13 protein-coding genes are annotated in these 12,136 nt (G+C 67.5%); 6 read left to right on the top strand and 7 right to left on the bottom strand.

Features of this window, described 5'->3' with window-relative positions:
- Positions 1 to 142 precede the first annotated feature (142 nt).
- The 3 genes from CFB82_RS18555 to CFB82_RS18545 form a co-directional block, all read right to left on the bottom strand.
- Positions 143 to 1,108, bottom strand: a complete 966-nt coding sequence (locus CFB82_RS18555) for a hypothetical protein (RefSeq protein WP_143750931.1) — start codon at positions 1,106 to 1,108, stop codon at positions 143 to 145.
- A gap of 16 nt (positions 1,109 to 1,124) precedes the next feature.
- On the bottom strand, positions 1,125 to 2,255 hold the full coding sequence (locus tag CFB82_RS18550) for a 3-deoxy-7-phosphoheptulonate synthase (protein WP_089484778.1): 1,131 nt from the start codon (positions 2,253 to 2,255) through the stop codon (positions 1,125 to 1,127).
- 193 nt (positions 2,256 to 2,448) lie between these two features.
- The gene (locus CFB82_RS18545; RefSeq protein ID WP_089484777.1) at positions 2,449 to 3,765 is read right to left on the bottom strand and encodes a lipase family protein; all 1,317 of its coding nucleotides are present in this window, start codon (positions 3,763 to 3,765) and stop codon (positions 2,449 to 2,451) included.
- Positions 3,766 to 4,168: 403 nt separating this feature from the next.
- Between CFB82_RS18545 and CFB82_RS18540 the strand changes: the two genes are divergently transcribed.
- Genes CFB82_RS18540 through CFB82_RS18535 form a run of 3 tightly spaced genes read left to right on the top strand, consistent with a single transcriptional unit; the run spans position 4,169 to position 6,143 of the window.
- Positions 4,169 to 4,723, top strand: a complete 555-nt coding sequence (locus tag CFB82_RS18540; RefSeq protein ID WP_089484776.1) for a hypothetical protein — start codon at positions 4,169 to 4,171, stop codon at positions 4,721 to 4,723.
- Between the two features lie 29 nt (positions 4,724 to 4,752).
- On the top strand, positions 4,753 to 4,878 hold the full coding sequence (locus CFB82_RS44020; protein WP_256990380.1) for a hypothetical protein: 126 nt from the start codon (positions 4,753 to 4,755) through the stop codon (positions 4,876 to 4,878).
- A complete protein-coding gene (locus tag CFB82_RS18535; protein ID WP_089485005.1) occupies positions 4,878 to 6,143 on the top strand; it encodes a hypothetical protein in 1,266 nt (421 codons plus the stop codon). Before CFB82_RS44020 ends, CFB82_RS18535 begins: the two co-directional genes overlap by 1 nt.
- A gap of 88 nt (positions 6,144 to 6,231) precedes the next feature.
- On the opposite strand, the gene CFB82_RS18530 is transcribed toward CFB82_RS18535, so the two are convergent.
- A complete protein-coding gene (locus tag CFB82_RS18530; protein ID WP_089448667.1) occupies positions 6,232 to 6,939 on the bottom strand; it encodes a YceH family protein in 708 nt (235 codons plus the stop codon).
- A 404-nt stretch (positions 6,940 to 7,343) separates the two neighbouring features.
- Between CFB82_RS18530 and CFB82_RS18525 the strand changes: the two genes are divergently transcribed.
- A complete protein-coding gene (locus CFB82_RS18525; RefSeq protein ID WP_089484775.1) occupies positions 7,344 to 8,108 on the top strand; it encodes an SDR family oxidoreductase in 765 nt (254 codons plus the stop codon).
- 90 nt (positions 8,109 to 8,198) lie between these two features.
- Here the strand turns inward: CFB82_RS18525 and CFB82_RS18515 are convergent, their stop codons facing one another.
- From CFB82_RS18515 to CFB82_RS18505, 3 genes are read right to left on the bottom strand one after another with little or no spacing between them, the layout of a single operon-like run.
- Positions 8,199 to 8,906: an MOSC domain-containing protein gene (locus CFB82_RS18515; RefSeq protein WP_089484774.1), complete on the bottom strand. Its 708-nt coding sequence runs from the start codon at positions 8,904 to 8,906 to the stop codon at positions 8,199 to 8,201.
- Positions 8,903 to 9,799 (bottom strand): dihydrodipicolinate synthase family protein, encoded by an 897-nt coding sequence (locus CFB82_RS18510; RefSeq protein ID WP_089484773.1) that lies wholly within the window; start codon positions 9,797 to 9,799, stop codon positions 8,903 to 8,905. The genes CFB82_RS18515 and CFB82_RS18510 overlap by 4 nt, the downstream gene beginning before the upstream one ends.
- Before the next feature lie 50 nt (positions 9,800 to 9,849).
- On the bottom strand, positions 9,850 to 10,632 hold the full coding sequence (locus CFB82_RS18505) for an aldolase (RefSeq protein WP_089484772.1): 783 nt from the start codon (positions 10,630 to 10,632) through the stop codon (positions 9,850 to 9,852).
- Between the two features lie 134 nt (positions 10,633 to 10,766).
- Here CFB82_RS18505 and CFB82_RS18500 point away from each other — a divergent pair, with 134 nt between their 5' ends.
- Together CFB82_RS18500 and hutC are read left to right on the top strand one after the other, a co-directional pair.
- A complete protein-coding gene (locus tag CFB82_RS18500) occupies positions 10,767 to 11,309 on the top strand; it encodes a helix-turn-helix domain-containing protein (RefSeq protein ID WP_039340426.1) in 543 nt (180 codons plus the stop codon).
- A 30-nt stretch (positions 11,310 to 11,339) separates the two neighbouring features.
- On the top strand, positions 11,340 to 12,077 hold the full coding sequence (gene hutC, locus CFB82_RS18495; RefSeq protein WP_069252748.1) for a histidine utilization repressor: 738 nt from the start codon (positions 11,340 to 11,342) through the stop codon (positions 12,075 to 12,077).
- The last annotated feature ends 59 nt before the right edge of the window (positions 12,078 to 12,136 follow it).

Below are 12,136 nucleotides of genomic sequence, written 5' to 3'. Positions count from 1 at the left end.
AAGCCGCCTCCGTGCATGCGCCGCGTGAAACGGGAAGGCTTCCGTACGACGCATCACACCGGCCCATGTTAGCGCCACTCGCGAAACGCTGCATCGGACGTGATGACGCAGCCGCTGTCAGGCGCCTCTTGCGACGGCGACGTTACGGACACCGCAGCGAATCGCGCACGCGGTCGAACTCCGGCAGATAACGCGCGTAGTTTTCCTCGCCCGCGGTGTATATCAGCGCGCAGGTCTTCGTGTCACCGGATGTCACCACGACCGCCTGGTGGACGACTACTTCGTTGATCGCCTCCTTGTGCTCGCACGTCTGTGCGGGTCGGCCGGCTATCGTACTGTGCCCTGCATGCGGCGATTCGATCTCGCTGCCTCCTTCCTTGACCGGATCCTCCCACCCGTCGCATATGCTCGTCAGGGCATCGTCGCTCTTATCGCCGATGACGAAGTCGATCCCCGCCGAGATCAGTCCGAACCTGAAACGCCGGATCCGGTAGCTCACGTCGCCGTGATCCTCCGGCTGGCTCACGACCCGCCATTCCGGAGGCAGACGCAGCGCCGCAGGCGCCGGATAATTGCGCATGATCTGCAGGTCGTAGTTGAAGTTCAACACGCCAGCGACACCCAGCGCCACGCCCACCACGGCAATCGACAACCAGACGCCGAGCAGCGTCAGCAGGCCGATTCCCGCCGCGCGCCAGTTCGATTGCAGCGCGCCGCCGCCGGCCCGATGAGCGGCGACGGCCGCGCCTTGCGCGTGTCGTGCATAGACGATCGTCCCGACGAGACCTGCGATGACGACGGCATGTACGAGCGCGTGCTGCACCTCCGTGGCTTCCGGCACGTTCACCGCCGCGTACAGCACGATCGACACGAGCGTGACGAGCGCCGTTGCGAGAATCTGCCGCTGCGCGAGCGCGCGATTCCCGAGACGCCGTGCGTTCGCCGCGAGCAGGATGCCGCCTGCGAGCGGCGAACCGAGGAACGCCGCCCAGCCGACGCCCGCCATCGTGAACAGCTTGCCGGGCGGCACCGGCGCCGTCGATGCCGTCGGGTCGGCAGCAGCGGGGGCGCCTGGTATGGCCGGCGCGTCGGACGGGGAGTCGGTCATGTCGGCATCGCCGCCGTCATGCGTTGCGCGAATACACCCTGCGTTGCTGCACCGCGTCGGCCAGCACGTCGAGCACCGGCTCCGTCTGCGTCCAGCTCAGGCACGCATCCGTGATCGAGACGCCGTACTTCAGCGGCACGCCCGGCTTCAGGTCCTGGCGCCCGGCCTCGAGATGGCTCTCGACCATCACGCCGACGATCCGCTGCTCGCCCTGCGACAGTTGCCGCGCGAGATCCTGCGCGACGTCGATCTGGCGGTCGTGCGACTTGTTCGAATTCGCATGCGAACAGTCGACCATCACCTGCTCGCGCAAGCCGGCCTTGCGCAGCACCGCGCAGCTCGCCTCGACATGCTCGGCGTCGTAGTTCGGGCCGTTCTTGCCGCCGCGCAGGATCACGTGCGCGTCGTCGTTGCCGCGCGTCTCGAAGATCGCGGCCATCCCCATCTTCGTCATCCCCATGAACGCATGGCTCGCGGCCGCGGCGACGATCGCGTCGGACGCGACCTGCACACCACCGTCGGTGCCGTTCTTGAAGCCGATCGGGCAACTCAGGCCCGACGCGAGCTGGCGATGGCTCTGGCTCTCGGTCGTGCGCGCGCCGATCGCGCCCCACGCGATCAGGTCGGCGATGTACTGCGGGCTCAGCAGGTCGAGGAATTCGGTCGATGCCGGCAGGCCCAGCGCGTTGATGTCGAGCAGCAGCTGCCGCGCGGCGCGCAGCCCTTCGTTGATGCGGAAGCTGCCGTCGAGGCGCGGATCGTTGATGTAGCCCTTCCAGCCGACCGTCGTGCGCGGCTTTTCGAAGTAGACGCGCATCGTGATCAGCAGGTCGTCCTTCAGCGCATCGGCGGCGATCTTCAGGCGGCGCGCGTAATCGAGCGCCTGGTCGTGGTCGTGGATCGAGCACGGGCCGACGACGAGCAGCAGCCGGTCGTCGCGGCCGTGCAGGATGTCGCCGATCGCGCGGCGCGTATCTTCGACGAGCGTCTGCGTGGCGGCCGGCACCGGCAGTTCGTCCAGCAGCAGCGCCGGCGAAATCAGCGGGCGCACGGCGCCGATGCGGACGTCGTCGATGCGCGTGGTGTCCTGCGTCGCGTCGGCGCTGCCTACCTCGCGATCGTGGGAAGGATTGTCGAGGTTCTGCATGGTGATTCTCCGGGGGACGTCTGGAATGATGGGCAGGCTCGATTATGGCACCCGGGCGGGACGGCGGCGGGTTGCGGCGGAGGGCCGGGCGCGGCTGCATGGCGGCAGTGCGACGGAGATCAACAAGCGCAAAGAAAAAGGCGACCCGCGGAGGGTCGCCCGGCCATGCGCCGCATCACCCGCGGCGTGGCGGCTAGTGCAGCGTCTCGGGCGCCAGCGAATTGCTCGGCAGCAGCGACGTCAGCCAGCAATTGCTCGGCGCCGCTTTCCCGTTGAAGCGGTCGTAGAGCCACGGCAGCATGCCGGCCACCCACGGCACGATCGCGCCCGCATGTTCGAGCGGATACTCGTTGTACGTGACGGGCGTGCCGCTGGCACAGAACTTCTGCGCCAGCGCGCGCACGTCGTACGCCATCATCACGCCGTCGCCCACCTGGCTGCTGAAGGTGCCATCGAGCGCGCCGGCCGTGCCCTGGCCGATGAACATCGGGATCGTCGGCGATGGGGCCAGCCCCGCATTCACCTTGTTCGCATACGTCACGTACACGGGAATGCTGTTGATGTCGTTCGCGTATTGCGGCTTGAACAGCGTGCCCCAGTGCAGCCCCGTGTACTTCGGCAGGATGTAGGCGAGCGACTGGCTCTGGATGTCCTTGAACACCGCGACGCCGGTATCGCTGAGATAGGGCGTCAGGTCGAAGCCATAGCCGCGCGACAGCCCGGCCAGCGCGGCCGCGGCCACGCCGCCCCACACGATGCTGCCGTCGACGTAGCGCAGGTTGTGCGCGGGATCGACCAGCACGCCGCCTTCCGCCGCGCCGACGAGCTGCCTGTTGATCTCGGGTGCATAGCTCGGCGCGAGCTGAGCGGCCCAGTTCGTCGCGATCGCGCCGCCGGAATAGCCGATCATCGCGACCTTGCTCGACGGATTCAGGCCCGTGGACGGCGTATTGAGCGCCGCGCGGATCGAGTCGAGCGTCGTCATCCCGTATTCGGGGCCGGCGGCGAAATCAGCCGTCTGGCCTTCCGTATCGGGCACGATGACGTTGTAGCCGAGCAGCAGCAGCGACGACAGCGGAATCGATTCCGCGCTGTAGAGCAGCGTGCCGACGTTGATGATCTTCGTGACGTCGCGGTCGCCGGCGATCACCTGCGACGGTTCGTCGTACGGGTTCAGCGAATCGTAGGCCGACTGGTACGAGATGGCCTGGCCGTTGCTGACCGGGCTCCGGATCACGGACGTCACGTTGACGACCGGCTGGTTCAGCGCGTTATGGGTGCGATACAGCAACTGCTGCGCGGTCAGCGCGGTGGGGATGCCGGCCACGTGATAGGTGACGTTGCGCGTCTTGAGCACCGTGCCCGGTGGAATCGACGCCAATGGCGTCGTGCCGGTGTACGTGTAGAACGGGTCGGATACGGTCGGCGCGGCGGCGCTGGCCGGCGGTGCCGTCATGGCCAGCGTCGCGGATACGGCGGCCGCGGCCATCATGAAACGTCTGGAGGACATGGTTGGGGCCCCTGGAATAACCTGCTTTCATCGAAGGAAGTTCGCGGTATTGCAGACCATCGTGCGTGCCGCTTCAAAACCGGTTCCGAGCCATCGACTGTCTCCTGTGAATGAGTCATCCGGGTTTTTCTGAATCCGTCATTTTGGTAGGAGTACAAACCGGATGAATTGAAGCACAACGCGCACGCACTCGATGGTGGTTTTCCGTTGTTTGAAGGTAAACGTCTAAACCCGTCGTCACGCGACGCCCGGTCGCTCCGGCCATTCGGCCGACTGTCCGCGTTTTGTCGAAGTGCCGTACGATCACGGCTGTCCGGTCCCGAAGGCCGCATCGTGCGATGCCGGCCGCGCCGCACACCGGCTGTCTGTCACCGAACGCTCCCTGCCCAACCGATACGCCACGATGACCGTCTCCGAACTGCTCCGCGCCATCCGCCAACCGTATGCCGACCTGCTCGCGAAAGCGGCGGCGCAACCGGCCGTGATCATCGAACCGGCCTACCGGCGGGCCGACGGCACGCTCGCCACCGAAGGGCCGCTCGCGTTGCCCTGCCGGGCCGACCTCATCGCCACCGAAGGCGAATCGGCCGGCCAGCCGGCGATGGTCGATTCCACCACGCAGCTGGCGTTCGAGCCGCTGGCATTCGACCTCGAAACAGCGGCCGTGTCGATCCGCCCGTTCGTGTGGGACTGGGCCGCGATCGAGGCCGACGGTCTCGACGAAAGCGCGGCCGTCGAGGCGTTCAAGGCGTGGTTCTTCGCGTGGTTCGACGTCGACGACGAGAACACGCCGGCCGAAGACGGCCTGCACGGCATCGCTCACTACCTGTCGGAACCGGTTCGCACGGAACAGGGGTGGCGCGTCAATGCGGATCTTGGCTCCGCGCCCGAGACAGCCGTCGAGGACCTGCTGTTCCGGCTCGTCGATGCAGGCGCGACGCGGATCGTGCTCGGTTGATACCGCATTTCATCCTTCCCCGGCCCATCATGAAAAAATCTTTTGCCGCCCTGCTGCTTTGCGCGTCGCTGCCCGCGTTCGCCAAGGTCTCCACCGAGGTGTACTGCTTCAAGTCGGACGGCGACGCGTCCGAACAGACCGGGTGCCGCTGGTGATGCGCCCGCTGATCCGGATGGTGCTGGTGCTGATCGCGCTGCGCGCGGGCTTCGTCGATGCCGCCCCGCGCACGGTCTACGAAGGAACGCTGCAAGGCGCCGGCGCCGTCGTGATGGAACTCGACAATCGCCCGGCTGCGGATGGTTCACTCTCGGGCCGCTACTTCTATGCGCAGCATGGCGTCGATATTCCGCTGCACGGCACGCCCGCGCAACTGGTCGAACCGCTCGTGCGAACGCAGTTGCCGGACGATGCCCGCACGCCATTGGGATTCGGTCAGCAAGCCGATTTCGATCACGCCGCAGCCACCTGGCAGGGCACGCGGGATAAGGCCGGCTATCGCGGCCGCTGGATCGATGCGCGCTCCGGCAAGACACGCAGCTTCGCGTTGCGCCGCGTCGCCCAATACGATCCCGACGCGGTTGCGCCCGGCTCCGTCGAAGCGATCACCAACAGCATCGCCGGCGGCGTCGGCAGCGGTATCGCAAGCGGCGTGGCCATCGACATGCGGCAGGCGCCTTATGCCACGCTGAAGCTCGCCGGGCACGCGCAGCCGGCCGGCCCCGAGATCGGCGACGGCACCGTCGCGTACCGGATGTGGCGCGACCCGCGCACGAAGCTCATGTATCCGCGTCTGAGCCGCCATCCCGATCCGGCGGTCATGGCACGCGTGAACCGCCTGCTCGAGCAGCAGCACTGGCAGATGAATCTCGCCGCGCTCGCATGTGCGTCGACGCGCTATACCGACGACGGGCCGGCGGCCGGTTCGCTCGGCGGCTACGACGAAGAACAGGTGACGGTCACGTGGCTGTCACCCGCGGCACTCGGCATCGTGGAATCGGGCAGTACGTTCTGCGGCGGCGCCCATCCGAACAATCACTACGATCCGGTCACGTTCGACCTGTTGCGTGGTACGTACCTCGACTGGAATCGCGTGATCGACGCGACTGCGGCGGGCAAGGACGGCGACCCGGGAACGAGCCCTGCGCTGGTGAGCTTCATTACGCGGTTGCGCGACAAGGCCGAATCCGGTGCTCACCCGACGGATGACCACGGCGATTCAATGGCGTGCGCCGACGTGTTCCCCGAGTATCTGGCGTTCGAACTCGATGCGCCCGGCAAGCTGTCGTTCGTCGTATCCGGAATCGGTCACGCGGCGGGCGCCTGTCTCGGGCCCCAACTCGATGTGCCGTTTGCGGCGCTCACGCCGATCCTGAAACCGGGCGGCGCGCGCTATCTCGTGCCGGGCGTCAAGCTGAAGTAACACGGCGATGCGGGTGGTGTCCGCATCGCGCTCCAGCCCGACCACGTGGCAACGTGGCCGGGCGATGCGCATACTTATATGTCAGATGTCAGCCCGCGTCGCCTTGCGCGTCGACGTCGATGCCCAGCTCGCCGGCCATCCGCATAACCAACGCATTCAGCCGCGCCACTTCATCCGCGAGGCGCTTCTGTTCGGCCTTCAGCGCTTCGAATTCGGAAGGCGGCACGGAATCCACACCGCCAGCCTCCGCGCTCGCGAAGTCGGCCATGTTCACTTCGCCGCACATCAGGTGCATCCAGCGGTTCTCGCGCGCGCCCGGCGCACGCGGCAGCCGGACGACGAGCGGCTGCGCACGCGCCGCGAGCTCGTCGAGGAACGCCTCGACCGACGAGATGTCCGCGAAACCGTGCAGGCGCGCGCTGTTCAGGCGCAGTTCGGCGGCCGTCTGCGGGCCGCGCAGCAGCAGGATCGTCAGCAGCGCGATCGCCTGGCTCGGGATGCCGAGCACGCGGTTCACGTTGTGCTCGAAACGCGGCACGCGGCTGCTGCTGCCTTCCATCACGAGGCTCAGGTGCTTCAGCCCGTCGAGCGCGGTCGTGACTTCATCCTCGCTGACGTTCATCACCGGCGAGCGCGCGGTTTTCTGGTTGCAGCCCGCGGTCAGCGCATTCAGCGACAGCGGATAGGTGTCCGGCACCGTGTGCTGTTTCTCGACGAGCACACCGAGAATGCGGGCCTCGAGGGGCGTGAGTTCGCGAAGGGCGCGTGGCGTGGGCGTAACCGGCGTGGTGTTCATGAGTGGCGTCGCAGCGTGCAGCAGGTGAAGGGAAACGGTCGCGGCCCGTCCGGCATCGCGCACGGGCGAGCCATATGATAGCTCGCGTCGCGTGGCCCGGCGCCGCGCGGCGTGCCGGCGCGCGCGCTTGCCGCAGCAGGCTTTCATCCGACCTGTCGGCTGGCCGGTGCCGTGAGGCGATGGATGCGGTGCCGCGACGCGGATTCCGCGTTCTTGCGCACCGCGGCGTTTGCGCGACGCGCTGGTGGGCGCTACGATATGCGTCACCCTGACGCCCGCGGCGCCGCGCGACCGCCTTCGCGCACCACGTCACGCATCGCCCGACCCGCGCGCCATGCCGCCACGCATGCGCACCGCGCGTCGACGCCGCTCATCCCGTTCACCTCTTCGAACCGCTCACCACCATGACCGCCTCCTCTTCCGCCCCGCACGTGCGCGCCATCGTCACCGGACACACGCGCGGCCTCGGCGCGTCGCTCGCCGAACAACTGCTGCTGGAAGGCGTCGGCGTGCTCGGCGTGTCGCGCAGCCGCCATCCGTCGCTCGCGTCGCAAGCCGGCGACCGCTTCGCCGAAATCGAACTCGACCTGTCGGACACGGCGGCCGTCGCTGCCTGGCTGGCGGGCGACACGCTGCGCCGCTTCGTCGACGGCGCGTCGATCGTGCTGCTGTTCAACAACGCGGGCATCGTCGACCCGATCGGCCCGCTCGCTGCGCAAGACCCGGCGATCGTCGCGCGCGCGGTCGGCGTGAACGTCGCGGCGCCGCTGATGCTGTCGGCCGCGCTCACGCAAGCGGCGGGGGCCACGACCGAATGCCGGATCCTGCACGTGTCGAGCGGCGCGGCACGCAACGCGTACGCGGGCTGGAGCGTCTACTGTGCGACCAAGGCGGCACTCGATCACCATGCGCGCGCAGTCGCACTCGACGCGAACCGCGCGCTGCGGATCTGCAGCGTCGCGCCGGGCGTCGTCGATACGGGCATGCAGGCGACGATCCGCTCGACCAGCGAAGACAACTTCCCGATGCGCGAGAAATTCGACCAGCTGAAGGCGAGCGGCGCACTCGCGACGCCCGAGGCGGCCGCGCGACAGCTGATCGGCTATGCGCTGAGCGATGCGTTCGGTTCGGTGCCCACCGCCGACGTGCGGGAACTGCCGAGCCACTGAGTCATACGGCACTCGGCACTCGGCACTCGGCACTCGGCACTCGGCACGCGGCACGCGGCACGCGGCACGCGGCACGCGGCACGCGGCACATCATCGTCCTTCGAGCCGCTTCGTCCAGTCTTCGACCTGCCGCTCCGTCCGGCGCCTTTCGAGCATCGTGCGCCAGCCGGGCGGCAGGTTCGGGACGTCGCACAGCGCATCGAGCGCGGCCATGTCGAGCGTGCGCCGGTACAGCACGTCGAGCACGGTCGACAGCGGCCATTGCGGGTAGCGGCGCTCATGCAGCGCCAGCACGTCACCCGACTCCACCCAGCCTTCCTGCAGCACGCGGTAGTACCAGCCGGTCCGGCCGCTTTGCTGCGCGAGCGCGGCCATCCGCGGATGATCGAAGCGCGCGTTCAGCTTCCAGCACGGCTGCCGCGACTGCGACACCTGAAGCACGGCGCCGCCCAGCGTGAACACGTCGCCGAGACACACGTCGTGCTCGGTCACGCCGTGCGTCGACACGTTCTCGCCGAACGCGCCCGGTTGCGCAAGCACGTCGCGCACGCCGATCTGCGCCGACCACCACGCATAGTGATCGTGCGCATAGTGATGCACCGCCTTGTCAGGGCCGCCGTGATGCCGCGCATCGGCCTGCTCGTCGCCGGCGAAGCCGAGCATGCCCAGCCACAGACGCGCGCCGACCGGCTGCTTGTCGATCGCACTGGCGTGCGGCGTGCCGGCCAGCGGCCGGCGCTTGCCGACCCGTACCGCGCCGATGGCGACCGAGATCGGCGGCCGTGCCGTATCGCTCATGTCGTCACCCCGTCGGGCAGCGCCGCGAGCAGGCGTTCGAGTTCGCGCGTGCGCGCGTCGCCGAGCGGCATCAGCGGCTTTCTCGGTTCGCCCGCATCGAAGCCGCGCAGGCGCAACCCGGCCTTCACGGTCACCGGCAATCCGCCGTTGACGATGAACTGCAGCAGCGGCAGTTGCGCATGAAAGACCGTCCTCGCGCGCGCCAGGTCGCCCGCCTGCATCGCGTCGAACAGCGCCAGCGGCAACGCCGCATTCAGGTTCGGCGCGGCCGTGCACCATCCGGCCGCGCCCGCTGCAAGCGCGGCGAGCGCCATCGGATTGCTGCCGTTGTAGAACGGGATCGCACCGTCGCTCAGCTGCGCGAGCCGGTGCATCCGCCCGATATCGCCGGTGCTCTCCTTCACCATCGTCACGTTGTCGACGGTCCGGCAGATCGTCGCGATCAGGTCCGGCGACATGTCGACGCCGCTCGTCGCGGGGTTGTTGTACAGCATGATCGGAATGCCGATGGCTGCGCCGATCGCACGATAATGCGCGACGACCTCGTCGTTGGCGAGCTTCCAGTACGACACCGGCAGCACCATCACCGCATCGGCGCCGGCCTGTTCGGCAAAGCGCGCGCGGCGCACCGCGCCCGCCGTGGTGAGATCGGAAATGCCGACGACGGTCGGCACGCGCCGGCGCACCGCGCGAATCGACGCGGTGGCGACCGCCTCCCATTCGGTGTCGGACAGGTACGCGCTTTCGCCGGTGCTGCCCAGCGGGGCGATCGCGTGGACGCCGTCGGCAATCAGGCGCTCGATCAGCGCGTCAAGCGCTTTCAGGTCGACGCCGCCGTCAGCGGAGAACGGCGTAACCGGGTAGGCAATGATGCCTTTCAACAGGATGGACACGATAGGTATTCCTCAATGATGATCTGAGACGAGAACGGCGAATCGCCCGCTCATGCGACGCAGTCCTGATGCGTCCGCAATGCCCGGCGTGCGTAGTAGTCGAACGTCACCGCATCGCGCTTCGGCTTCGAAATCCAGTCGTGTGCTTCGCGCGCCAGCGCCGGCGGCACCGGCTTGATCTCGCCGGCCGCCATCGCGAGCAGCTGCAGCTTCGCGGCGCGCTCGATCAGCAGCGCGAGGATGCACGCTTCCTCGATCGTCTTGCCGACCACGAGCTGGCCGTGATGCGACAGCAGGATCGCGCGCTTGCTGCCAAGCGCCTTCGAGATGATCTCGCCCTCCTCGTTGCCGACCGGCACGCCGGGCCAGTCCTTCAGGAACGCGCAATCGTCGTACAGCGGGCAGGTATCCATGTGCGACACGACGAGCGGCTGCTCGAGCATCGACAGCGCCGCGACATGCGCCGGATGGGTATGGATGATGCAGTTCACGTCCGGGCGCTCGCGGTAGATCCACGTATGGAACCGGTTGGCCGGATTCGGGATGCCCTCGCCGTCGACGACGTCGAGATCCTCGTTGACGCGCAGCAGGTTCGCCGCCGAGATCTCGTCGAAACCGAGCCCGAGCCGCTGCGTGTAGTACGTGCCGGCGTCGCCCGCGCGGCAGGTGATCTGCCCGGCCAGGCCCGAATCGTGACCGGCGTCGAACAGGATCCGGCACGTAAGCGCGAGCTTCTGCCGCGCGGACCAGGCGCTGTCGCCCACCGCGTTGTCCAGACGCCGCTCCGCCAGCGCGACCAGCGCCTCCTTCGTCAGATTCAGCGTTTCCGCCATGTTCACCTCCTGAATGGATCGGGTCGGTCGCGCCGTCCGCGGCCGCTTTCCCGGAGAAACATGACACACGATACACCACAGGACACTTTGTGTCATGCGTTACAATCGGTTTTTCGAAGGACACCTCGCGCCCCATGACGATTCGCCTGAAGCTGCTCAGAAAACAGAAGGGCTGGACGCTCGACGTGCTGGCCGACGAGACGGGCCTCACCAAGAGCTATCTGTCGAAAGTCGAGCGCGGCCTGAGCGTGCCGTCGATCGCGGTCGCACTGAAGTTGTCGAAGGCACTGAATGTCGACGTCGAGCAGTTGTTCTCGGAAAGTCACAACCGCGAACTGATCACGGTCACGCGCGCCGGCGAGCGCACGGCGATGGGCGCGGCAGCGGACAGCCAGGCACACCGCTTCGAAAGCATCGCGGCCGGCGTCGCGCCGAAGAAGATGTTGCCGTTCGTCGTGCATCCGCCGCACGAATTCGTCGCGTCGACGTTCCGCGAGCACGAAGGCGAGGAATTCCTGTTCGTGCACAAGGGGCGCGTCGAAATCGAATTTCCGAACGAGACGGTGCAACTCAAGGCCGGCGATTCAGTCTATTTCAACGCACTCATCCCGCACCGCACGCGCAGCCTCGGCACCGCGCAGGCGGAGATCCTGGTCATCGTCAGTCACGACGACTAGCATCGTCACCTCTTCGCGCAAGGATCCCCGATGGTCACGAAGGCCACCGCACCGTTCCAGCAGATCAAGACGCTCGTTCGCCAGAACGTCGAAGCGGGCGACTGGCGCCCCGGGGATCGCATCCCGTCCGAGCTCGATCTCGCCGCCCAGTTCGGCGTCGCGCGCATGACGGTCAACCGTGCATTGCGCGAGCTGACCGAGGAAGGCGTGCTGAAGCGCATCGCGGGCGTCGGCACGTTCGTCGCCGAAGTGAAGCCGCAGTCGAACCTGCTGATGATCGCGCACATCCGCGACGAAATCCGCGCGCGCGGGCACGAATATCGCTGCCGCGTGCTGAGCCAGTCGAGCGAGCCCGCGTCGTTCGACGTCGCGGCCGCGTTCGGCCTGCCGGTCAACACGCCGGTGTTTCACGTGGTGTGCGTGCACGAGGAAAACGGCCGCCCGATCCAGCTCGAGGATCGTTATGTGAACCCGGCCGCCGCGCCCGGGTTCATCGACCAGGATTTCCAGGTCGAGCCGCCGTCCGAGTACCTGTTCAACAATGTGTCGCATGACGAACTGGAGATCGAGCACGTGGTCGATGCGTCGCTGCCGACCGGCGAACAGGCCCGGCTGCTCGACATGCGCGCCGACGAGCCGTGCCTCACGCTCACGCGCCGCACCTGGACGAACGGGCAGCCCGTCACGTTCGTGCACTTCCTGCATCCGGGCAACCGCTACCGGCTCGGCTCGCGCTTCAAGCCGGGCGCCGGACGCCACCCGACCTGATCCCTTTCCCAACGTACAAAAGCGCGCGGCGGCCGTTTCGTCAGGAAGCGGCCGTCGCG

Origin of the sequence: Burkholderia sp. HI2714, assembly GCF_002223085.1 — a bacterium.
GTDB classification, from domain to species: Bacteria; Pseudomonadota; Gammaproteobacteria; order Burkholderiales; family Burkholderiaceae; genus Burkholderia; species Burkholderia lata_D.
The sequence above is the reverse complement of the archived record's forward strand: the minus strand, read 5'-3'. Positions and strand labels throughout refer to the sequence as shown.